This is a genomic window from Shewanella sp. ECSMB14101 (assembly GCF_000773485.1).
Lineage (GTDB): Bacteria > Pseudomonadota > Gammaproteobacteria > Enterobacterales > Shewanellaceae > Shewanella > Shewanella marisflavi.
In genome coordinates this window covers 25,202-47,520 of record NZ_JSFF01000003.1, presented here as the reverse complement: position 1 = coordinate 47,520, position 22,319 = coordinate 25,202, and the positions used below count along the sequence as shown (strand labels likewise).

19 protein-coding genes are annotated in these 22,319 nt (G+C 48.8%); 12 read left to right on the top strand and 7 right to left on the bottom strand.

The features are described 5' to 3' along the window. Positions 1-426: 426 nt before the first annotated feature. On the bottom strand, positions 427-1,347 hold the full coding sequence (locus NY07_RS03860) for a 1-aminocyclopropane-1-carboxylate deaminase (protein WP_081953766.1): 921 nt from the start codon (positions 1,345-1,347) through the stop codon (positions 427-429). A 235-nt stretch (positions 1,348-1,582) separates the two neighbouring features. Between NY07_RS03860 and NY07_RS03855 the strand changes: the two genes are divergently transcribed. Further along, positions 1,583-1,990: a YccF domain-containing protein gene (locus tag NY07_RS03855; protein ID WP_033538045.1), complete on the top strand. Its 408-nt coding sequence runs from the start codon at positions 1,583-1,585 to the stop codon at positions 1,988-1,990. A gap of 14 nt (positions 1,991-2,004) precedes the next feature. Here NY07_RS03855 and NY07_RS03850 read toward each other — a convergent pair whose 3' ends face one another. After that, positions 2,005-2,718 (bottom strand): substrate-binding periplasmic protein, encoded by a 714-nt coding sequence (locus NY07_RS03850; protein WP_140946886.1) that lies wholly within the window; start codon positions 2,716-2,718, stop codon positions 2,005-2,007. Positions 2,719-2,944: 226 nt separating this feature from the next. Here NY07_RS03850 and NY07_RS03845 point away from each other — a divergent pair, with 226 nt between their 5' ends. Further along, a complete protein-coding gene (locus NY07_RS03845; protein ID WP_033538044.1) occupies positions 2,945-3,172 on the top strand; it encodes a PGPGW domain-containing protein in 228 nt (75 codons plus the stop codon). A gap of 87 nt (positions 3,173-3,259) precedes the next feature. Here the strand turns inward: NY07_RS03845 and NY07_RS03840 are convergent, their stop codons facing one another. Then, positions 3,260-3,637 carry a DUF6508 domain-containing protein gene (locus tag NY07_RS03840; RefSeq protein WP_033538043.1) on the bottom strand — a complete coding sequence of 126 codons (378 nt, stop codon included), beginning with the start codon at positions 3,635-3,637 and terminating at the stop codon, positions 3,260-3,262. 231 nt (positions 3,638-3,868) lie between these two features. Between NY07_RS03840 and NY07_RS03835 the strand changes: the two genes are divergently transcribed. Beyond that, entirely contained in the window at positions 3,869-4,213 is a 345-nt protein-coding gene (locus tag NY07_RS03835; RefSeq protein ID WP_033538042.1) for a hypothetical protein, read from the top strand. 48 nt (positions 4,214-4,261) lie between these two features. Here the strand turns inward: NY07_RS03835 and NY07_RS03830 are convergent, their stop codons facing one another. Further along, on the bottom strand, positions 4,262-5,167 hold the full coding sequence (locus NY07_RS03830) for a LysR family transcriptional regulator (protein WP_033538041.1): 906 nt from the start codon (positions 5,165-5,167) through the stop codon (positions 4,262-4,264). 154 nt (positions 5,168-5,321) lie between these two features. Here NY07_RS03830 and NY07_RS03825 point away from each other — a divergent pair, with 154 nt between their 5' ends. From NY07_RS03825 to NY07_RS03815, 3 genes are all read left to right on the top strand, one after another. Further along, on the top strand, positions 5,322-6,482 hold the full coding sequence (locus NY07_RS03825; protein WP_033538040.1) for a homogentisate 1,2-dioxygenase: 1,161 nt from the start codon (positions 5,322-5,324) through the stop codon (positions 6,480-6,482). A gap of 89 nt (positions 6,483-6,571) precedes the next feature. Next, positions 6,572-7,612, top strand: a complete 1,041-nt coding sequence (gene hppD, locus NY07_RS03820) for a 4-hydroxyphenylpyruvate dioxygenase (RefSeq protein WP_033538039.1) — start codon at positions 6,572-6,574, stop codon at positions 7,610-7,612. A gap of 128 nt (positions 7,613-7,740) precedes the next feature. After that, positions 7,741-8,358 (top strand): LysE family translocator, encoded by a 618-nt coding sequence (locus NY07_RS03815; RefSeq protein WP_033538038.1) that lies wholly within the window; start codon positions 7,741-7,743, stop codon positions 8,356-8,358. 61 nt (positions 8,359-8,419) lie between these two features. Here the strand turns inward: NY07_RS03815 and NY07_RS03810 are convergent, their stop codons facing one another. Continuing rightward, the gene (locus NY07_RS03810) at positions 8,420-9,721 is read right to left on the bottom strand and encodes a GNAT family N-acetyltransferase (protein WP_081953765.1); all 1,302 of its coding nucleotides are present in this window, start codon (positions 9,719-9,721) and stop codon (positions 8,420-8,422) included. Positions 9,722-9,856: 135 nt separating this feature from the next. On the opposite strand from NY07_RS03810, the gene ggt reads away from it, so the two are divergent. Continuing rightward, positions 9,857-11,587, top strand: coding sequence for a gamma-glutamyltransferase (gene ggt, locus NY07_RS03805; RefSeq protein WP_033538037.1), 1,731 nt, complete (start codon positions 9,857-9,859; stop codon positions 11,585-11,587). A 67-nt stretch (positions 11,588-11,654) separates the two neighbouring features. On the opposite strand, the gene NY07_RS03800 is transcribed toward ggt, so the two are convergent. Further along, on the bottom strand, positions 11,655-13,229 hold the full coding sequence (locus NY07_RS03800) for a methyl-accepting chemotaxis protein (RefSeq protein WP_052125481.1): 1,575 nt from the start codon (positions 13,227-13,229) through the stop codon (positions 11,655-11,657). Positions 13,230-13,349: 120 nt separating this feature from the next. After that, the gene (locus tag NY07_RS03795; protein ID WP_235363894.1) at positions 13,350-14,873 is read right to left on the bottom strand and encodes a dipeptidase; all 1,524 of its coding nucleotides are present in this window, start codon (positions 14,871-14,873) and stop codon (positions 13,350-13,352) included. A 330-nt stretch (positions 14,874-15,203) separates the two neighbouring features. Here NY07_RS03795 and NY07_RS03790 point away from each other — a divergent pair, with 330 nt between their 5' ends. The 5 genes from NY07_RS03790 to NY07_RS03770 all read left to right on the top strand — a co-directional run bounded on the left by NY07_RS03790 (position 15,204) and on the right by NY07_RS03770 (position 22,143). Continuing rightward, positions 15,204-17,384 (top strand): M3 family metallopeptidase, encoded by a 2,181-nt coding sequence (locus NY07_RS03790; protein ID WP_033538036.1) that lies wholly within the window; start codon positions 15,204-15,206, stop codon positions 17,382-17,384. 424 nt (positions 17,385-17,808) lie between these two features. Further along, positions 17,809-18,465: a methylamine utilization protein gene (locus NY07_RS03785; RefSeq protein WP_052125479.1), complete on the top strand. Its 657-nt coding sequence runs from the start codon at positions 17,809-17,811 to the stop codon at positions 18,463-18,465. A gap of 10 nt (positions 18,466-18,475) precedes the next feature. Then, on the top strand, positions 18,476-20,830 hold the full coding sequence (locus NY07_RS03780; protein ID WP_052125498.1) for a putative bifunctional diguanylate cyclase/phosphodiesterase: 2,355 nt from the start codon (positions 18,476-18,478) through the stop codon (positions 20,828-20,830). A gap of 9 nt (positions 20,831-20,839) precedes the next feature. Next, positions 20,840-21,682 carry a DUF3034 family protein gene (locus NY07_RS03775; RefSeq protein WP_033538035.1) on the top strand — a complete coding sequence of 281 codons (843 nt, stop codon included), beginning with the start codon at positions 20,840-20,842 and terminating at the stop codon, positions 21,680-21,682. After that, a complete protein-coding gene (locus tag NY07_RS03770; protein ID WP_081953764.1) occupies positions 21,679-22,143 on the top strand; it encodes a group I truncated hemoglobin in 465 nt (154 codons plus the stop codon). Before NY07_RS03775 ends, NY07_RS03770 begins: the two co-directional genes overlap by 4 nt. Positions 22,144-22,319: the final 176 nt, after the last annotated feature.

The window sequence follows — 22,319 nt, the reverse complement described above, 5'->3', positions numbered from 1 at the left end:
ATCACATTCATCTTTCGCAACAGCTAAGGATATATTATTTGTTAAATTTCAACTGCAAACACGCAGTCTTAGATAAAAGGAGTATGGCCTATGTCGTACAAAGTTAACGGTCATGAGATCACAGTAAACTTTCCAGTGGACTCAATCTCAGTCAATAAATCTTCTATTGCTTTCACCGATAGCGTAGGAAAAAACAGACAAACTTTTGCAAAGCGAACCGACGCACTGCAATTTATGAAATGGTTGCTCTCAAGCAACAAATAACCTCACCGCTATTCGATACACCTCCTCTCACCCGTATCGAAGGTTGCCCAGGCAACAAGTAGGATTGACTTCATTCGTCAACGACTCAGCAGATAACATTTGGTTCAGGTTGTACCCCTTTCACAGGTACTGACCTGGCCAAATGGTTTTTAATCACCCCAGCTACAACTCACCATACTTGCGCTTGTATCGCGGCAACATAGATTGATTCCCCAAAAGCCCACCTTGATGCAGATAAAGCACAGGCTCATCTAACCCTTGCTGCAACTGCTGCTTAAGGCAGATCCAACCCAGGGGATCATACAAGAGCTCAAATTCGATACCTGTAGCACTCACCTCATGCCACATCTGATAAAAGGCCAAGTAGAGTTTGCCAAAATGATAACGCTTATCCATGGCAATAATTTGAGGATGCTGCGATTCATCTGGTGCTAACTGGGTAAATTGCTGACGAAGATAGGCATCGCCTCCCACTACGGCACAGGTTTTCACCCGAACGCTAGCATCATGGGCAAGAAAATATTTCTGTAAATAGAGCGCCGTGGTGCCTGTACCAGAGGGAAGAAATACCAAGAGACCACTTAAGTCCTGTTCGCGCTTCCACGCCAGGATCTCTTGGCCAAGCTGGGCAACACCCGGTTCGGCAAAGCTGCAACGTCCCCCTTCAGGCACAAACAACTGCTCCTCACTGCCGGTCAGGATCTGCTCACGAATGTAAGTGTCGGTATCTCGCCCTTGCCTGTCTTCAGCCTGGCTAAGGTCGATGATCTGCGCGCCATTGTTGAGCGCCGCTTGGTAGTTACCACTCGGATGCTGAGACAGATAAGTGGGCAGATGATCGACATAAAAATCCAATTGCCAGCCCTTTATTTTGGCGAGCGCCGATAAGGAATAGAGAGAGTTCGCCTGGGGTGACCCATAACCAATGAGACACTTTACGGCAGGGAAATCATGGTTAAGAAAATAGGCAAACTTACGGGCCTTATTGCCGGAAAACTCGGGATGCAGCAAGTCGTCACGTTTGACATACACCTTATGCTGCCAGATGTTGATAGCCTCTACCGGGGTCTGGGTTAATTTCATTACGTTAAGCATTTCTGGTAAACCTGGCGCTGAGTGTACACCCATTAACCGTGAATGCGTAATTTGACCGTTTATTGGCATAATATGTCAACCAGCCAAGAACAAACCACACCTAATAGCTAATAAAAACAACATTTTAAAAAATGGCATGAATTTCGCTTTGTATTGTTCAACTCATCTATAAGGGCTTGTTTGCCCGAGAAATATAATTAGCGACAGAGATAAGGAGTACTCAATGGCACTACTGCGCTTAATCTTTAATATTGCATGGTTTCTTTTAGGAGGCTTCGTGATGGGGCTAGCCTGGTGGTTAGCGGGATTACTTTGCTTTATCAGCATCATAGGTATCCCTTTTGGCCGTGCCTGCTTTGTGATTGGTGAGATGGCCTTCTGGCCTTTTGGGCAACAAAATGTCAACCGCCGTGCGCTGCAAGGCGTTGACGACTTAGGTACAGGCCCGCTAGGCATGATAGGTAATATCGTCTGGTTCCTACTGTTTGGGATCTGGTTGGCCATCGGACATATCGCCCATGCACTGGCTTGTTTTATCACCATCATAGGGATCCCATTCGGTATTCAACACCTGAAATTGGCCTTGCTAAGCCTGACCCCCATAGGCCAAACCATCACGGCCAAGGCCTAAGCGCTTAGGCCTACCTAGTCACTCTTAACTGTGTTCTCTAGGTAGGCCGCCAATAACTGCTCCACTTCGATACGCGCCAGTCCCTCATTATAAAGCGCCCGCCAACGACGCCCTTCAGGTGTATTACGAAAAGCAATATAGAGCGCCTTTGACTCCAGCAGTTGCTTATTAAATTGTAATCTGGTTTTGAGCTCAGAGAGATGAGGTTGCTGGATAAGATACTGATAGACATAACGATCCATTACCGCGCCTTGCACCCGCCCCGTGGCTACCTTGCGGATATTGTGCTCATCAGAGCTCACTAGCTCAACGGGTTGGATCCCAATGGCTATCATCTCATCTAAGGCTTGAGTATTCACATAGTCTCTCACCACACCTAAAGTGTAAGCATTTAAATCCTGCAGACGTGACCAGGTAATGGGATGATGGCTCTGCTCTAAGATCCCAAGCGGGCTCTCCCCCATGGCTTCTGAAAAGATAAACTTATCGGTAGGATGATAATATTCGGGGAAATAACCCTGATAGCCTGAGTCATCGCGGGAAACCACCCTCACTGTGCGGCTCCAGGGAAAATAATCCACAACCAGATCGTGGCCCATGGCTGCCAGTGCCGCGCGGGCAATGACCACACATGCCCCTCCCTCTGGCAATGTGGGACCAGAATAAGGTGGCCAGTTAAGGGATGACAGTTTTAGGGTATCGGCTCGCACGCTGCTAATACTCAGCATTAAGCAAACCAGCAGCCCGCCCAAAAGTAAGCAGGCCTTGAGTCTTAGGATCTCATGTGAAAGCAGAATTTTCTTATCACTCCCTATCACTACGCGTTTCCCCGATTGCCCGCCTGATAACTTTCCTTAACCGTTTAAAATCCTTTTGTTACATATTTTCACTGGCATAGATGCGCAACATCATTCAAAACAAGTATAGAAGAGAGGCCACACTCATGAGGTGCTTATGCTAAGAAAAACCTTAATTACTGTTTTCGGCGGAGGGTTATGCCTATTCGGACTCGCCTTGGTGATACTGCCTGGTCCTGCCTGGTTACTCCTGCCTATCGGTCTGGCCATCTTGAGTCTGGAATACCCCTGGGCCAAGGTCTGGCTAAAGAAGAGTCAACAACAGATGACGCGAAGTGCAAGCTGGCTCGATGGCAAGATTCGCGATTGGCGCTATAGCCGGTAGCTGGCCGCGACCGGCTTTTCACTATTGACTTAGCCTGCCCTAAGCCAGGGCAAAACTAAGCCTTGGAAACACTAAGTTTAGACAAAGCTAAGCCTGAGCAAAGTGGTCGCTGTTATGGCTTCTTTGAGTCAATGCATTTAATCTTTCTAGGATGGCTAACAACACACCTTGACGGCGCATGTTTTCCAGCACGCCACGACTAAAGCCTTCTAGGCGACTCATGGCGGTCAAGAGCAAGCGACACTGATAGAAACTGGCCTCTTTAATGTAATCGGGTTTATCAACTAGGTGGGCATTTTGATACCACTCATGCCAATTTAGACGTTCGAGTAACAAGCCCTGATTGGCCAACTGCTCAACGAAAGCCTTCATGCTGAAATGATTATTGGTCTGTTCGCCACGGGCAAACTGCGTAGCATATTGAGAATAGAGATTGGCTATCTGCAAAGATATTACACGTTTCATGTCGCACTCCTTAGTCCTCAGGTCAAATCGCCCCCTCTGGACCCATTCCTCTGCCTTTCCATTGAAGCTTCGCTTAATCCGTACCACAGAGATAAATAGTGACTTTTGAACACCCTAACCACTGGGGGCTGAATAGAAGCTGAACATTGAATGAACCTCAGGCTAGCTAGACATCGACGTCTGAAGACCATATGCTACAAAAAAACGTAATCAGGGCGCTGGAGAGCACAGATGAGAAAATACACAACAGGTCTTGGCCTTATCCTAATTGGACTGTCTATCGGCTTTGCACCGCAAAGTCTGGCCAAGAATGATAAACATGAGCATGGCGCCAAGAACAAGAGCGAAAAGAGTCTGCCACCTGGCTTACAAAAGAAAGCCGCCCGCGGCGAGCCACTGCCTCCGGGCTGGCAGAAGAAGCTCCATAGGGGGGATTACCTCGCCGATGATTACTATGATCGCGGTAAGGTTCGTGTTCCTATCGATCGCGATGGCAACATCACCCTAGATGTCGACGGCACCTTTATTAAACTGCACGACAAGACACGTCGTATCCTAGATATTATTAACGACTAGTTATCTGCAAGGACTAATACCCGTTTCGCTGAACTTTAACAGCAAACATTAAAGACTGGCCTGCTCTTGGTAAAGATTAAACTCCTCCAAAATCAGGCTGGTAAATAGACGACCGGCGCGTCCCAGGGGGCGCTCCATGGTCGACACTAACTGAGGTGTAAAGCTGTAACGACTGCCCCCTAGAAAATCCAGCTCCCGCAGTTCACCACTGGCCAGCTCCTCTTTAATCAGAAAATCAGGCATCCAGCCAAAACCCAGCCCCATTAGCAAAGCATTCTTTTTCATGATAAAGCCCGATAGGTAAAACACCTTGTCGCCACCAAATTGCAGCTCATCGCTGTGGATCTTACCCGGCGATGAATCTTCTATCGTCAGCTCAACATGCTGGAGCAGTTCAAATAGGCTCAGCTCTTTGGCGGTTGCCAATGGATGAGTGCGACTCACCACTAAGATACTGTTGATGTCGGGTAAGGGTTGTGGACGGTAATTAGGCCCGGTGCGATAGTCTTTCACCAACATGAGATCGGCATTATCACGCTCAAATCTGTGTTGCACCCCGCCGAGAAACTCCATATTGAGCTGGATCTTGGTGGGGATCTTATACTCAGAGACGCGTTTTAACGCCCGCATAATGGGCTCCATGGGCAACGAACCATCAACCACTAACTCCAGCTTAGGCTCCCAACCCTCACTGAAACGGCTGGCTAAATGTTCAATATTGCCAAGGTATTGCAGTAATCGTTTGCCTTCGGCAAGAATCACCTTACCCTCGGGCGTCAATTCGGCGCGGTACTGATCCCGACAAAAAAGCTTTACACCCAAGTGTTGCTCAAGCTTCTTCACCTGATAACTCACGGCCGACTGCGCCTTATGCAATCGCTCCGCGGCCTTGGAAAAGCTGCCCTCCTCCACCAGAATCGACAACACCCTAAAGGCTTCCACATCAATCTTCATCTCACTACCCCGGCGTAAACAAAAGACAACAATCTAAAAATTAGATGGTGTTAAGCTATTTATTATTCTTTTTTTTGTTCATTCCAGCAACTAAATTGTTACTTAGATCACATAAACATAAGTGTGCCCGCAAAAGCACCCAAGGAAAGATGTCATGCCATTTTATGTAAAGCAGGGTGAAATCCCTCATAAACGTCATATCACCTTCAAGAAAGAGAATGGTGAACTCTATCGGGAAGAACTGTTTTCCACCCATGGCTTTTCTAATATCTATTCCAACAAGTATCACCACAACATGCCGACCAAGGCCTTAGAGGTTACGCCCTATGAGGTTGATCATGGCCAAGCCTGGCAGGATACCTTGATCCAAAACTATAAATTGGACGCCAAGCAGGCTGATCGTGAGGGTAACTTCTACTCGGCGCGTAATAAGATCTTCTTTAATAATGATGTCGCCATGTACAGCGCCAAGGTAACTGAAGCCACCGAAGAGTTTTACCGTAACGCCTATGCCGACGAGGTGATCTTCATCCATGAGGGGCAAGGCAAACTCTATAGCGAATATGGCGTGCTGGAAGTGAAGAAGTGGGACTATCTTGTGATCCCCCGCGGCACCACCTATCAGCTTAAATTTGATGATTACAATCTGGTTCGCCTGTTTGTGATCGAATCATTCTCTATGGTGGAAGTGCCCAAGCATTTTAGAAACGAATATGGCCAGTTGCTCGAATCCGCCCCCTATTGTGAGCGCGATATCCGAGTGCCTAGCCTGCAAGAAGCCGTGGTAGAGAAAGGCGCCTTCCCCTTAGTCTGTAAATTTGGCGACAAGTATCAGCTGACACAACTCGAATGGCATCCCTTCGACCTCGTGGGCTGGGACGGCTGTGTCTACCCCTGGGCATTCAATATTCAAGACTATGCCCCTAAGGTAGGTCAGATCCATCTGCCACCATCGGATCACTTAGTCTTTACCGCCCACAACTTTGTTATCTGTAACTTTGTGCCGCGTCCCTACGACTTCCATCCACAGTCGATTCCGGCGCCCTATTACCACAACAATATCGACAGCGATGAAGTGCTTTATTACGTCGATGGTGACTTCATGAGTCGTACCGGCATCGAAGCAGGTTACATGACTTTGCATCAAAAAGGCGTGCCACACGGACCACAACCCGGTCGCACAGAAGCCTCTGTGGGCAAGAAAGAAACCTATGAATACGCAGTGATGGTCGATACCTTCGCCCCACTGCAGCTAACCCAACATGTACAAGGTTGCATGAGTAAGGACTACAACCGCTCTTGGTTAGAAGACTAGAACCGTTCGGTCACCCGAACTCCAAATAATAACCAGACAAGTCATCGCAGAGTGACTGTGGTTGTAACAAATTGAACGAGGATACTCACATGGCAAGCGAACAAAATCCACTGGGATTACTGGGCATCGAATTTACCGAGTTTTGCACCCCAGATCTCGATTTTATGCACAAGGTCTTTATCGACTTTGGTTTCTCTAAGCTGAAAAAGCATAAGCAAAAAGATATCGTTTACTACAAGCAAAACGACATCAACTTCCTGTTGAATAACGAGAAAAGCGGATTTTCGGCCGAATTTGCCAAGAAGCATGGCGCAGCCATCAGCTCTATGGGCTGGCGCGTAGAAGACGCTAACTTCGCCTTCGAAGGAGCGGTTGCACGTGGCGCCAAGCCTGCTGCTGACGAAGTAAAAGATCTGCCCTATCCAGCCATCTACGGTATTGGTGACAGCCTGATCTACTTTATCGATACCTTCGGCGCCGACAACAACATCTACAACACAGATTTTGTCGATCTGGAGAACCCTGAGATCGTTCAGGAAAAAGGCTTTATCGAAGTCGACCACCTGACCAACAATGTCTACAAGGGCACTATGGAGCATTGGTCAAACTTCTATAAAGATATCTTCGGCTTTACCGAGGTACGTTACTTCGACATTAAGGGCTCACAGACGGCATTGATCTCTTATGCCCTACGCTCACCCGATGGCAGTTTCTGTATCCCAATTAACGAAGGTAAAGGCGACGACAGAAACCAGATCGATGAGTATTTGAGAGAATACGACGGCCCAGGCGTACAGCATCTGGCGTTCCGCAGCCGCGACATCGTTGCTTCACTGGATGCAATGGAAGGCAGCTCGATTCAGACCCTGGATATCATCCCTGAATATTACGACACCATCTTCGACAAGTTGCCACAGGTAACCGAAGACAGAGAACGTATCAAGCATCACCAGATTCTGGTGGATGGCGATGAGAATGGCTACCTGCTGCAAATCTTCACCAAAAACCTGTTTGGTCCCATTTTTATCGAGATCATCCAGCGCAAGAATAACTTAGGTTTCGGTGAAGGTAACTTCAAGGCGCTGTTTGAATCAATTGAACGCGATCAGGTGCGCCGCGGCGTGCTCTAAGCCCTGCTTATTTAAGTAAGGTAAATTACAATTGAAAAACCAGCCATCCAGGCTGGTTTTTTTTGTTTGCAGCGGCGTCAGAAATCACTACACTAGCCTGCCTAGTCACTCCCAATACAGCGCCTGAGATGTCAGAACATATTCTTATTGCCGTTTTTCTGCCCACCTTCTTCTTTGTCTCTATCACCCCTGGTATGTGTATGACATTGGCTATGACGCTGGGCATGAGCATAGGCGTGCGTCGCACCCTGTGGATGATGATAGGTGAACTGGTAGGGGTCGCCCTGGTAGCGATTGCCGCTGTGATGGGCGTTGCCACCATGATGCTCAACTATCCACAGATCTTCGAGATGCTTAAGTGGCTCGGCGGCGCCTATCTTGGCTATATCGGCATTCAGATGTGGCGTGCCAAGGGCAAGATGGCCAGCCTGGACACCCAACAGATGGAGATAAGCAAACAAGCGCTGATCTCCCAAGGCTTTGTTACGGCAATTGCTAATCCTAAGGGCTGGGCCTTTATGATCTCCCTGCTGCCCCCTTTTATCGATGTTGAGCGCGCTGTGGCCCCCCAGCTGAGTCTGTTATTGGCTATCATCATGATGACAGAATTTGTCAGCATGCTGGTCTACGCCAGTGGCGGCAAGTCACTCAAGTTGTTTCTGGCTAAGGGCGATAACATTAAATGGCTCAACCGCATTGCCGGTTCGCTCATGATAGGCGTAGGGATCTGGTTAGCCCTGGGTTAAGGCTCGATGATTTTAGCCTAATGGCCAAGCACGCTTGTTTAAACTTAGCGGGAGCGCTGAACTAGGTCTTTTCTTTATAGGGCAATATCCCCGTTAGCTCACCCATATAGGTCTTTACCGCCGTTTCCTCTTCGATAAGAAAATCGGCGATGGCGCGGCGAAACTCCCTGCGCCCTATCTCATGCACCGAATAGGTGGCTATCGGCTCAAAGCCGCGCAGCACCTTGTGTTCCCCCTGCGCGCCCGCATCAAATTTTTGCAAACCTTTGGCAATGGCATACTCTATCCCCTGATAATAACAGGCCTCAAAATGCAGCCCTTCTATCTCCTGTAGCGTGCCCCAATATCGCCCGTAGAGGCAGTCGGCACCTAAAAAATAGAGGGCGGCAGCAATAGGCTGACAGCGATTATCATCACCTGAGCGCTCGACGATCAGCAGCCGAAGGCTATCGCTCATGGAGTCAACAAGCTGCTTAAAGAATGCCTGATTCAGATAACCCTGATGGCCAGAGCGTTTGTAATAGGTGCGCTGATAACAGCGCACAAAATGACTGAGCTCATCCGCTGATATCTCCGAGCCGTTGACAAAACGAAAGCTCAGCCCGGCCTGTGCAACTTGGCGGCGCTCCTTGACGATCGATTTACGTTTGCGACTGGTCAAGGCCGCTAGAAAATCTTCAAACTGGCGATAGCCCCTGTTAAACCAGTGAAACTGAGTGCCGAGGCGCTGCAAATGCCCCTGTTTCATCAAACTGACTCGCTGGGGCTCCTGCAAAAACAGGCTATGCCAACCCGACGCCGCACCAGCCTGCAACAGCTCATCGAGAAACTCACCTATCGCGGTGATCACCTGAGCTGTTTCTACCTCGGACAGATTCTTCTTTAGACCGATACGCGGGCCGGTCACCGGAGTAAAGGGGATAGCATTGACCAGCTTAGGGTAATAGTCCAAACCATGTCGCTCATAGGCCTGGGCCCAGGCCCAATCGAACACATACTCGCCATAGGAGTGCCCCTTAAGATAGAGAGGCATCACGGCGAGCACCTTAGTTGGGTCAATCTGTTGGTCATCGCCTTTAACACTAGCCTGATGACTAGCCTTCTCTTGCCCGGCCTCGCTGACCACCAGGTGCATGGGGCGCCAACCTGTCTGCTCTCCCACACAGCCACTCTGCTCAAGGGCAAATAGATACTCATAACGACAAAAAGGGTTAGCCTCGCCCATGTTGGCGCCTCCCATCAGGGCATTCCATAGAGGCGCCCCCAGGGTGGCGATTTGACTAACACACTGAATCGAATATGATGCCGCCAAGGCGTGCTCCTTAAAAAGATGGCTTGATTTCAGCTGTGATAATCGGCACATTGAAACCAAGATAACTGACTCAGTAGCTTAACACGCTGAATCTTCTTATCACTCTTCTTACTCTTAACGCGCGTATTAGTTGAACACTCTTATTACTTGAAACACTCTTATTATTTTAAACATTAAGGAACCCGTGTGCGTCCAATAAAAACCTTACTCTTTGCCATTAGCCTCAGCCTACCGCTCATTGCCGGGCAATTTGCCCATGCTACCGAAACCTCTATCTATAGCCACAGCGCCACTGTGCAGCCTGTTTGGGCCAAACACGGCATGGTCGCCAGCCAAGAGGCTGTCGCCACTCAAGTCGGCGTCGACATTCTTAAACAAGGCGGCAATGCAGTCGATGCGGCAGTAGCGGTCGGCTTTGCCCTAGCCGTTACCCTGCCAAGAGCCGGCAACATAGGCGGCGGGGGCTTTATGTTGGTGCATCTTGCAAAAGACAACAAGACAATTGCAATCGACTACCGTGAAGTCGCCCCCGAGCGCGCCCATAAGGATATCTTTCTCAATGAACAAGGCGATGCCGTCGCTAAGCTGAGCCGCGAACATGGCCTTGCCGTTGGTGTACCTGGCACGGTAATGGGTATGGAGCTCGCGCTGAACAAGTATGGCACCATGACCATGGCGCAGGTGATTGACCCGGCGATTAAACTGGCTCAGCAAGGCATTAAGGTTACTCCGGATCTTGCCAGCTCCCTTGCCGGACTCAAGCGCCGCATCGCCCAGTGGCCAAGCTCTAAGGCGATCTTTTATCGGCCCGATGGCAGTAATTTCGAGATAGGCGACACCCTCACCCAGAAAGAACTGGCCCATTCGCTAACACTCATCAAACACCATGGCAGCAAGGGCTTCTATGAGGGTGAAACCGCAAAACAGATCGTTGCCAGCGTCACTCAGGCCGGCGGTATCATGACCCTTGAGGATCTCAAACAGTACCAGGTCATTGAGCGCCAACCCGTCGAGGGCGAATACCGTGGCTACAAGGTAATTTCAATGCCGCCTCCCTCTTCTGGCGGCATCCATATTATCGAGATGCTCAACATGCTTGAGCCTTATCCCATCGCCAAGCTGGGTCACAACACAGCAGATACGCTACACCTGATGGCCGAAGTGATGAAACGCGCCTATGCCGACCGCAGTGAATACTTGGGAGACCCAGATTTTGTTGAGGTGCCGGTAGAGACGCTTACCAGCAAGGCCTATGCAAAAGAGCGTGCCAAAGGGATCGCCATTAACCGCTACACACCAAGTAGCGAGATCACTCCCGGCAAAATCACAGACTATGAGAGTCCACAAACCACTCACTACTCAGTGGTCGATAAGTGGGGCAACGCGGTGGCTAACACCTATACCCTCAACTTCAGCTATGGCTCAGGATTGGTGGCCGAAGGCACAGGCATTTTGCTGAACAACGAAATGGATGACTTCTCGGCCAAACCTGGTGTGCCCAATGGCTATGGCCTGATTGGTGGTGATGCCAATGCCGTCGAGGGCCGTAAGCGCCCCCTCAGCTCAATGAGCCCAACCATAGTGATGAAAGAAGGTAAGCCCTTTATTGTCACAGGCAGCCCAGGTGGCTCACGCATCATAAACACCACCTTGCAGATCATCATGAATGTGATCGATCACGGCCACAATATTGCCGAAGCCACCTATGCCAGCCGGGTGCATCACCAATGGCTGCCCGATGAACTGCGAGTAGAAAAGAGCCTTAATCGTGACACCATCTCACTGCTCGAAGCCAAAGGTCACAAGGTCAATGTGAAAAATGCGATTGGCTCCACCCAATCGATAATGGTCACTGACCATGGCTTATTTGGCGCCTCAGATCCCCGCCGTGCGGGTAGTGCAACGTCAGGCTACTAAGCCAGATTCTCACATAAAAACAGGGAAGCTAAGCTTCCCTTTTGTTTTACTGGATTTCAAGTAAGACTCATTTGGCCTTGGCAAGGCTTTGTCGCCAGAACTGCTGCGACAGGTGTTGGGTCTTGGCCGATAGCCTGGCGACCTGTTCACCCCGCTCGGCCGCATCCTGAGTCTGACTCAGACTCGCCAGCGCCAACTCATTGATCAACTGAATCGATTGGCTGATCTCGTTAGCCACCGCAGTCTGCTGGCTCATTGCGGCCGCATTAGCATCACTCATCTGGTTGATATTGGTGATCGCGGCGCGAAGATCTTCAAATGAGGCGTCGACCTGCTGCGCCAGACCGACAGAACGCTCAGCCTGACTTTGTCCCGCTTGCATGGTTTGACTCGCCTTTAGGGTACTGTCCCTGAACTTACTGACAATCGCCTCAATATGACTGGTGGATTCGCTGGTACGACTCGATAACTGGCGCACCTCATCGGCCACCACTGCAAAGCCACGGCCAGACTCACCGGCTCTGGCCGCTTCAATAGCCGCATTAAGAGCCAGTAGGTTTGTCTGCTCAGCAATACCACGGATCACCTCAAGCACCCCGTTGATCTCCTGGCTATCTTGCTCGATAGAGGCAACGACGGCGGAGAAATTACTCACTTCCTGATGCAGGCCTTTAATGGCCACAATCACCTCTTCGAGCAGCTCATGTCCCTTTTCGGCGGCCTGATGGCTCATCGACATCTCCTGGGCTGCCTGCTGAATATTCTGACTGACCTCGTTAAAGCTGGCACTCATCTCCTCCACCGCAGTGGCCGCCTGACTGGTTTGCTGGCTCTGACTGTCGGCACGTTCTCGGGTGTGGTTGATGGTCTCATTCAAACTTGTGCTCAAATGCTGAATCGACTCGGCAGAATCTGCCATGCGTCCAACTGCGCCGCCGGTTTCCGTGAGCAGATACTGCAAAGCAAAGCTCAGCTTACCCAGCTCATCCTGGCGCCCACTGTACACCGCCGTCGCAAGGGGATCGTCGACAATGCCTTTTGCCTGCTCGACCAGGGCATTGAACGGCTTAAGGGCGACATAGAGCCCCGCCAGCCCGAAAGAAGCGGCAACAAGTAAGGCCAGTATCGGCGAATAGCTCGTCAGCACGACACCTATTATCAAGCTGATCAGCAACAGCAGAGCGAGACGCTGGGCAAACCCTAACGGCGCCTTCTTCATCGCCTTGGGCTGTTTGCCCGCGTTAAGCACCCCATAGATGGCCTGAGCGTTATCGATCTGCGCCCGGGTCGCTTTTCTGCGTACCGATTGATACTCATGCACATGACCCGCTTCAAATACCGGTGCCACATAAGCATTCACCCAATAATGATCGCCTGACTTAGTACGATTTTTGACTATCCCGACCCAAGGCTTACCCTGCTTGAGTCGCGACCACATAGACTCAAACGCCGCGGCGGGCATATCCGGGTGACGCACTATGTTGTGGGGCTGACGATACAACTCCTCTTGGGTAAATTCAGAAACTTGGTTAAATCCGGGGTTGGTATATTTGATCTTGCCCTTAAGATCTGTGGTCGACAGCAAGATAGTGTCGTCGGCAAACACCTTCTCTTTTTGTGTGACAGGTTGGTTATTTTTCATATTCTTGTTCTTCTGGGTACAAAGACGTTAACCATACTGTGTCAACGTCACGATAAGGTCATTGATAATTATCAATAAAAGCTACAGCTCACCTAAAAACAATTGAGCCGTTATCCAGGCTTAATCGGCCGTAGCCGACTCAAGTGGCTTAGCCTGCTCGCCCGCCACAGCCAGCTCTACAAAAGCGGCGGTATACATCTGTAGATTCAGCATAAACTGCGCCTTGGTGATAAATTCATGTTCACTGTGGCCGGTATATTCCACGCCTGGCATAGCAGGGCCAAAACTCAAAGCATTAGGAAAGAGCTTACTATTGGTTGAGCCCCCAATGGCCACAGGCTTGGGTGATGGTGTATCGGTAAAGTGCCCAAATACAGACAGCAAGGTCTGCAGATGAGGCGCCTTGTCCATTAATTTAGGTTCGCCCCAGTAGGTCTGGATGGCTTGTAGCTGAACGCCTTGCTCTCGCTGCCACTGAGCTAAGGCCTGTTGGGTCTCGGCGTCAAGTTGCTTTAGAGATTTGCCTAAGGGCCGACGTAAATTCAGTACGATCTCAGTGCCGGACTCGCCAGGCTTTACTAAGGTCGCGGCTAGGGTCATGGGCCCCATAAACTCATCGCGATAGGCGATATCGCCAAACTGCTCGCCATAGAGGCCAAGCCCCACCATCTGGTTGATAAATTTAACCGTCAACGCCGGTTCACTGACAGAAAAGTCGATATCACTGAGCAAGGCCGCCAGATGTGTCACGGCATTCACCCCATCTTCAGGGGTTGAGGAGTGGGTCGATTTACCCTCAGCCGTTATGGTTAGCCTGTTCCCTTGGCGGCTAAAATCATAATGCATACCTGACTGTGCTTTCGCTTTGCGCTTAAGACTGGCAAAGATAACATCGCTGATATTATCCAGCTGCGCCTTAGCCTGCTGGGGCACCTGACTGGCAAAGGCGCCGCCGCGAAACTCAGTCATACTTGGCACAATCTCTGACGTTTCGATTACTGTTCCCATCTTAGGAATAGTAAAACGGATCTCGGACCATCCCTTCTCGGCAGTGACCACTGGATATTCGGCATCTATGGTGATGTTAATCTCAGCCGGCGTAAATTCGGTGAGAAACGCCCTCAAAGGTTCCCAGTCTGACTCTTCCGCCAGATAGACCATCAATTCGATGCGTCGATTGAGTGCTAATCTCTTATCTTTTATGGCCTTCATGGCGTAAAGGGCGGTGACTATTGGTCCCTTGTCATCCTCAGTGCCACGGCCAATCAAATAACCAGGCTGAGACTGAGTGTCGAGCGTAAAAGGATCTTGTTGCCAAAAGCGGGGATCTGCCGGCTGAACATCACCATGGGTGATCACCCCTAACTTATCAGACTGCTGCCCAAGGCCGATGAGCACTACATAGCCCCGGTCACTATAGTCCAGCCCCAGACTTTCAGTCAGCTGTTTTAACTGCGCCTTGAAGCCAATGAACTCTGGATGAGTCAAGGGCGTGTGCCCCTCAGTGGCCACCGTCTTAAAAGGAATAAGACTCGATAGTGCGCTAACTGTCTGCTCACCGTAGGTGTGCATGGCATAGTTCGCGACCTCATCGGCCAAAGGCGAGATCTTTACCGCATTATTTGGGGTATGAGCCTGAAGCATAGAAGTTGTCAGCAGTAGGGCTAAGGCGGTCAAACCTGTTGCTAAAGGGGCAATAGACTTCATCTTATTCTTATGATTGTTAATTTAAAGATGAAGCATTTTGCCACATTTGTGTGCATTTAGGAGGCAGAAACAGCCAATTCAAAACATTTGTTACAAACAAAACACAAAAGCGATAGATTTACCTTTCAGAACCATGATAATGAACAGTTTCGTGCCAGCTAACATTACATTTTTAGTTGGCAAATTTAACGGCCTAATCGGCTACGCCAAGAGTCGTGACGCTAGATCACGGCCATCAAACAAGCCAATTATCGGGGAATAAAAAATATGAAGGGATTAACCCTCAAGCCAATCGTATCAGCTATGGCCCTTGCCATAGCACTAGGTGGTTGTAGTGCTCAGCAAGGTGCTAGTCAGGAAGCCGAAGTTACACCCAATGTGGTCGCTCAGCGCATCATAGATAACAATGCCAGCAACCCCTTCTTTAAGCCCTATGACACCTTTATGGGCATTCCTGATTTCGACAAGATCAAACCAGAGCATTATCTACCAGCCTTCAAGGCGGGTGTCGCCCAGCAGAAGGCTGAGATCCAGGCGATTATCGATAATCCAAACGCGCCAACCTTCACCAACACCATCGAAGCCATGGAGTATTCAGGCAAGCTAACCACTAAGGTGGCAAGCGTCTTCTATAACCTGACCAGCGCAGACACTAATGCCCAGTTACAGGCTATCTCCAAAGAGGTCTCACCTATGCTGTCGGCGGCCGGTGACGATATTTTACTAAACAACAAGCTGTTTCAGCGTGTGAAAGCCGTTTATCAACAACGCGATAGCTTATCTCTAAACACGGCTCAGCAAAAACTGCTGGAAGATACCTATAAGGCATTTACCCGTGGCGGCGCCAACTTAAGCGAAGCTGACAAGGTTAAGCTCAGAGCCTTGAATGAGAAGATAGGTAAACTTAGCCTGGAGTTTGGTGACAATCTGCTGGCAGAAACCAACGCCTTCGAGCTGGTGATCGACAATCCAGCCAATCTGGCCGGTCTGCCACAGGATGCAGTCAACACTGCGGCGCAAACCGCCGAAAAGAAAGGTCACCCAGGCAAATGGGTATTCACCACTCAACGTCCTTCTATCACCCCTTTCCTCACCTACGCCGACAATCGCGAGTTGCGTGAGAAGATCTACAAGGGTTATGTAGAGCGCGGTAACAATAACAACGCCCATGACAACAAGAAAATCTTGGCAGAAATGGCGGCCCTGCGTGCCGAGCGTGCCCAGCTGATGGGTTATAAGAGCCACGCCCACTTCGTGCTCGAAGAGCGCACCGCTAAGACTCCTGAAAACGTCTATGGCCTGCTCGACAAAGTCTGGCCAGCAGCACTGGCTCAAGCCAAGGCTGAAGTGGCAGAGATGCAAAAGCTAATCGACGCCGAGGGTGGCAACTTCAAGCTGGCAGCCTGGGACTGGTGGTACTATGCCGACAAGATCCGTGTCGCCAAATACAGCTTTAACGAACAGGGAACCCGCCCTTACTTCTCGCTGGAAAACACCCTTAAAGGCGTGTTCTACACAGCTAATCGCCTGTTTGGTATTACGGTCAAGGAGCGCACAGATCTGCCCAAGTACAATGACGAGGTGCGCACCTGGGAAGTGTATGACAAAGACGGTTCGCTAATGGCGATCTTTATGGGTGACTATTATGTGCGCGACAGCAAACGTGGCGGCGCTTGGGCAAACTCCTATCGCAAGCAGTATAAGATGCACGATGTGGAGTCTAAGCCTATCATAGTCAATGTCCTCAACTATCCACGTCCAGTGGGAGACGAACCTGCGCTACTGACCTTTGATGAAGCCAGCACACTGTTCCATGAATTTGGTCACGCGCTGCATGGCATGCTGTCAGATGTCGAGTATCGCTCACAATCAGGCACCTCTGTGCCGCGCGATTATGTGGAATTTCCGTCTCAAGTGATGGAAAACTGGATGACCCAGCCTGAAGTCTTGGCCCAATTTGCCAAACACTACAAGACAGGTGAAGTGATCCCTCAGTCGTTAGTTGAGAAGATCCGCGCAGCCAGCAAGTTTAACCAAGGCTTTGCGACTGTCGAATATATGGCAGCGACTAAGCTGGATCTCGACTGGCACACTCTCAGCGACTTCGAGCCCAAAGATGCGGCCAAGTTTGAAGCCGATTCACTGAGTAAGATGGGACTGATTGAGGAGATCGCGCCGCGCTATCGCAGCACCTACTTCTCGCACATCTTCTCCGGTGGCTACTCAGCCGGCTATTACAGCTATCTCTGGTCTGACATATTAGGCGCCGATGCCTTCGAGGCCTTTAAAGAGAATGGCATCTTCGATAAAGCCACTGCTGACGCGTTCAGAAACAACGTCTTGTCTCAAGGTGGCAGTGAAGATCCTATGCAACTTTACAAGCAGTTCCGTGGTAAAGAAGCAGGTATAGAACCCCTGCTTCGCAGCCGAGGACTGTTGTCAAAATAATCTGTTATCAATATAAAGATGATCGCTCAACGAGCGTTAACGCTGGTAAAGCAAGAATGTGATTATTCTTGCTTTACCTTGATTAATACCATATCGAAAGCGCAAAACCCTCGCTGAGTCGGTCACTTTCTTATCTGTATTGATGCTCATATTTCTGAGCATCATTGTTATTCTACAACCTACCTTAAACACTAAAACCTAATAGATAACCCTGTCGGCGGCCCTAATAAAATGGCTGAACGCCCACCACAGGCAAAATAGCGCTAAGCTTATAGATGCAAAATGCGCTACCGCGTTATTAAAGATGAATATTAAGCAGCAAGGTTTAACAGACTCTTATTATTATGGTAAAACATTGATATTAACAATTGTTTAACAGACACTAACCCATGTTCGGTTTTGACTGATGAACTGAGAAAAATTGATGCTAAAACAATTAATGTTACCCACACTTTTCGGATTGATGTTTTCCGCTCAGATCCACAGCGCAAGCATTAAGATCGATATTTCAGATAGTCAGGCCCGCCCCATTGCCGACGCAGTAGTTGAACTGATCTCGGCGCAAGAGACGCTAGCAGTGCCAAACCCAATAGAGACTGAACATTATGAGATAAAGCAGCAAAATCGAACCTTCAATCCATTTGTACTGGCTATTCCCCAGGGCGCTAAAGTCGATTTTCCGAATCTAGATAAAACACGCCATCACGTGTATTCATTTTCAGAGGCCAAGCCTTTTGAATTAAAGCTATATGTGGGGAAAGCGGAAGCACCTGTGTTATTCGATAAGCCGGGGTTAGTTGCCATCGGCTGTAATATTCATGACTATATGCAAGCCTTTATCTATGTGGCTAAAGGCCCCTATGTCGGCGTTACTGACGACAGTGGCCATTTAGTGTTAAACGATATTCCCAAAGGCAATTACCAGGTCAAACTCTGGCACCCGTGGCAACTAAGCGTTTCAGAACGGCTCCCGCTGACGGTATTTGATGAGCCTCAGTCACTTTCACTAGAGTTACAAATCAAGCACCAACCAAAACCCTCTTCGCCCCCAGCTGGTTTTAGCCAGCTCGTAACCGAATAAGTCAGTGATGATACAAAATAGCTTCCGTAACCGACTTATCATCGTTTTTCTGTTTTTGCTGACATTAGTGCAGCTCGCTACCGCCGCCTTCGTCTTAAGCGCGACCCTAAAGGATAATCGGCAACAGCAAAAACAGAGTTTAGTGATCGGTACCAACGTATTTGCTGAAATGTTATTGAATCGAAGCATACAGCTTAATCAAAGCTTATCAGTGCTCAGCGCTGATTTTGGCTTTAAGCGAGCCGTTGCGACCAAAGAACAAGATACGATCGAATCAGTATTGAGTAACCATGGCATGCGTATTGGTGCAGCGGCGGCTATTTTACTCTCTCCTGATGGAAGACTCCTTTCATCAAGTCTCGCACAGCTCCAGCAGCGTGACATAGACTCACTGTTTAAGTTGACTCAAAGTGCCAATAGTGACTTTGCTGTTCTCAATTTCGACCATGCTAGCTATCAATTTGTACTGCAACCCGTAAAAGCCCCTACGCTGATCGCATGGGTTGGAATGGGGTTTCTGCTCGATGCGTCAGTCGCAAACCAGGCCAAACGGATCACGGGGATCGATATCAGCTTTGTCAATCAATCGGGTGAGCGCATAGAGATGGTATCAACCTTGCCGCCCACACAACAACAAAGTGTCCTGAAACAACTGCAAGAAGTTGAAAATGTCGACAGCACAGTACAAGACAACTTACCCCTTGATTATCTTTCCGTGGTACAACAACTCGATAAACACGGGTTGAATCAGTGGGCGATATTGCATCAATCAGTGGATAAATGGCAGCAAAACTACCTGTCACTTCGAAATAACATGCTGTTGATTTTTGCCATTACATCCCTGCTTGCATTTGCGATCGCCACTTGGTTTGCTCGTGGGTTAACGCGGCCAATATATTCCTTAGTCAACTTCGCTCGGCGGGTTGGTCAGGGTGAAAATCCCGACAAGATTGATGGCGCACCGGCTGAGTTGCAAGTACTGGCCGATACCCTTTCAATCATGCGAGGCAACATTGAAACTCGTGAAAATGCGCTGCTTTACCAATCACAACATGACGCGCTCACAGGACTTTATAATCGCTTCGCGGCAAAACAATTGTTAACGGAAAAAATAGGTATGCTTAATGGCTGCCTAGTCCTACTCGATATTAAGCATTTTCGGCATATCAATGACATTATCGGCTTTGCCAATGCCGACAAGTTATTGCTGTTGTTCTCTCAGCGCTTAGCGACACTCAGCGACGATATCAAGCTTATAGCACGCTTAGATGGTGACTCATTTTTACTGCTTTTCGGTGAGCCATTAACCGAAAAAACGATCGAACAATTCCTACTAAAATTGGCAGTTCCCTTTACCATTGAAGGTTCGAAAATCAGCCTAACGGTAAGAGCGGGAATGATTAATTTGGTTAATCAATATCATAATATCGACACCTTGCTACGCCATGGTGAAATCGCACTCAACCATGCTTGCTTATCGAACCTCAGCGTTGCTGAATATCAGGTGGGAACCGATGAAAAATATCAGCGTGAACTTGCACTCGTCAGAGAGCTACCCGAAGCCTTGTCAGATAGACAACTGCATCTGGTTTATCAGCCTAAAATCAATATTCAACAGGGCATTTGTTATGGCGCCGAAGCCTTAATCCGTTGGCAACACCCGACTCTTGGTTTTATTCCACCAGATGAGTTTATTCAACTCGCTGAAAACTCGGGTAACATCTCGATTGTGAGTGAATGGGTAATATCAGAAGCTGTGTCTCAGCTGGTAAAATGGCACGCTGAAGGACTGGATTTATCCGTGGCAATCAATTTGTCGGCACACGATTTAATCGATGAAAGTTTGCCAGCGAGGATTTGCTCACAATTAACGGCGCATGGGCTCCCCCGTTCTTCATTGGCCATTGAAGTGACTGAAGGTGCAGTCATGACTGACACTCAAGCCGCCATTGATGTATTGACGCAATTTAAGGACCTCGGGATCCACGTCTCAATTGATGACTTTGGAACGGGGCACTCATCACTCGCCTACCTAAAAATGTTGCCAGTAGATGAAGTTAAGATCGATCGCAGCTTCATCAAAGATATCCACCTCAATGACACGGATCTGATGATAGTGCAAACAAGTATTCAACTCATTAAAGGGCTCAATCTGTCAGTTGTCGCCGAAGGGGTTGAGTCCATCGCGGGTATCGATATTTTACGCAAGCTCCAATGCGACAGCATACAAGGATATGTATACGCCAAACCGCTAAAAGCCCCTGATTTCAGACAATGGGTGCAGAAATTCAACTCAGTGACGAAACCAGTCGAATCAAAGACTAAGCCAGCCAAATCAGAGACTAAGCCAGCCGAACATGAATAGGGTGCCTCTATGTGGAAATTAAGAACTTTCTCCTCGTTAATACTGCTCACCCTATTAAGTGGCGGCGCACTGGCAAAGACAAGTAAAGTCATCGCAACAGGGGGCGCGAGTACCATAGAGGGCAGCGCGGGGGGCGGTATCGTTCCTTGGGCGGTGATTAATGGTTATGCCAGTAGCGGCGAATGGTCCGCGACCGCAATGCTGACCTCGGTATCGGTCGATGATTTTAGTTTACGCGTGGTGGGTGCATCTTTAGCTATCGATAATCGATTTGAATTCAGTATTGCCAAACAAACCTTCGATTTAGACAGTTTAGGTGGTGAACTGGGACAAGATATTGTTGGCGTGAAATACAAATTGGCTGGCGAGTTATTATATAGCGCAATACCTCAACTGACCCTTGGGCTGCAATATAAACGGGTCGATGATTTTACCATCCCACAGGCTGTAGGCGCCCAAGATGATTCGGGATTAGATGCCTATGTAGCGGCCAGCAAACTTTTTTTCGATGCCATCGCAGGAAGAAACCTGTTACTCAATGCGACCGTTAGAGCCACAAAAGCCAACCAAATAGGACTCTTGGGCTTTGGCAACACTAAAGACGACAGTTACCAGTGGGTATTTGAAGGTTCAGCCGCACTCTTGCTCACCGATAACTTGGCTATCGGTTACGAGTATCGGCAAAAGCCAGATCAACTCAGCTTCGCTACCGAAGACGACTGGCAAGATATCTTTCTCGCTTGGTTTGTGAATAAGCACCTTTCGGTCGTCACTGCCTATACGGACCTTGGTAGCATTGCTGGCTATGAAAATCAGCAAGGCTGGTATATCTCGATTGAAGGAGCCTTATGATGAACCTAATTAGACGTATAAACCAGCACAGTAAACCACACCGCTTTCCCTCTATCGCCTTGCTAGTTGGCTTAGTATTGATGTTCACAGCTTGTGCTAGTAGCAACACCACTGTGTACGAGCAATTGGGAAAAACAGAAGGGATCACCCTTATCGCCGATAACTTTCTAACAAATATTGCCAACGATAAACTCATTCGTCACCACTTTGAACAAACTGACATTGCGATTTTTAGGCAGCGATTTATTGAGCACCTATGTGTCGTTACCGGCGGGGCCTGCAACTATCAAGGTGAAACAATGTTTAATTCCCACCAAGGACTCAATATTACCCAAGCTGACTTCGATGCTATTGTTGGCCATCTGATCGCTGCAATGAAGCAGCAAAATATTCCGATCTCAACAAGAAATGCCCTACTCGCAAAGTTGGCTCCTATGTATAGCGACATTACCTACCACTGATGCAGCTTTTTTAGCATTAACTTACAAACCGAATAAAACACCTACAAAATACCTTTAATTAACAATGGAATAACACACCGCAAGCTAACCGAACAAACAAGCAGCAGTTCGATACAAATTGATACCTAAAGGACGTTAGATGTCATAGTTTTTACATATCATCTATCTATAATTGA

What these genes read in the sequence shown, in the direction of transcription:
- NY07_RS03860 (WP_081953766.1), bottom strand. Translation starts at nt 1,347, where the DNA reads ATGAAATTAACCCAGACCCCGGTAGAGGCTATCAACATCTGGCAGCAT.
- NY07_RS03855 (WP_033538045.1), top strand. Translation starts at nt 1,583, where the DNA reads ATGGCACTACTGCGCTTAATCTTTAATATTGCATGGTTTCTTTTAGGA.
- NY07_RS03850 (WP_140946886.1), bottom strand. Translation starts at nt 2,718, where the DNA reads ATGCTGAGTATTAGCAGCGTGCGAGCCGATACCCTAAAACTGTCATCC.
- NY07_RS03845 (WP_033538044.1), top strand. Translation starts at nt 2,945, where the DNA reads ATGCTAAGAAAAACCTTAATTACTGTTTTCGGCGGAGGGTTATGCCTA.
- NY07_RS03840 (WP_033538043.1), bottom strand. Translation starts at nt 3,637, where the DNA reads ATGAAACGTGTAATATCTTTGCAGATAGCCAATCTCTATTCTCAATAT.
- NY07_RS03835 (WP_033538042.1), top strand. Translation starts at nt 3,869, where the DNA reads ATGAGAAAATACACAACAGGTCTTGGCCTTATCCTAATTGGACTGTCT.
- NY07_RS03830 (WP_033538041.1), bottom strand. Translation starts at nt 5,167, where the DNA reads ATGAAGATTGATGTGGAAGCCTTTAGGGTGTTGTCGATTCTGGTGGAG.
- NY07_RS03825 (WP_033538040.1), top strand. Translation starts at nt 5,322, where the DNA reads ATGCCATTTTATGTAAAGCAGGGTGAAATCCCTCATAAACGTCATATC.
- hppD (WP_033538039.1), top strand. Translation starts at nt 6,572, where the DNA reads ATGGCAAGCGAACAAAATCCACTGGGATTACTGGGCATCGAATTTACC.
- NY07_RS03815 (WP_033538038.1), top strand. Translation starts at nt 7,741, where the DNA reads ATGTCAGAACATATTCTTATTGCCGTTTTTCTGCCCACCTTCTTCTTT.
- NY07_RS03810 (WP_081953765.1), bottom strand. Translation starts at nt 9,721, where the DNA reads ATGTGCCGATTATCACAGCTGAAATCAAGCCATCTTTTTAAGGAGCAC.
- NY07_RS03800 (WP_052125481.1), bottom strand. Translation starts at nt 13,229, where the DNA reads ATGAAAAATAACCAACCTGTCACACAAAAAGAGAAGGTGTTTGCCGAC.
- NY07_RS03795 (WP_235363894.1), bottom strand. Translation starts at nt 14,873, where the DNA reads ATGCTTCAGGCTCATACCCCAAATAATGCGGTAAAGATCTCGCCTTTG.
- NY07_RS03790 (WP_033538036.1), top strand. Translation starts at nt 15,204, where the DNA reads ATGAAGGGATTAACCCTCAAGCCAATCGTATCAGCTATGGCCCTTGCC.
- NY07_RS03785 (WP_052125479.1), top strand. Translation starts at nt 17,809, where the DNA reads ATGCTAAAACAATTAATGTTACCCACACTTTTCGGATTGATGTTTTCC.
- NY07_RS03775 (WP_033538035.1), top strand. Translation starts at nt 20,840, where the DNA reads ATGTGGAAATTAAGAACTTTCTCCTCGTTAATACTGCTCACCCTATTA.
- NY07_RS03770 (WP_081953764.1), top strand. Translation starts at nt 21,679, where the DNA reads ATGATGAACCTAATTAGACGTATAAACCAGCACAGTAAACCACACCGC.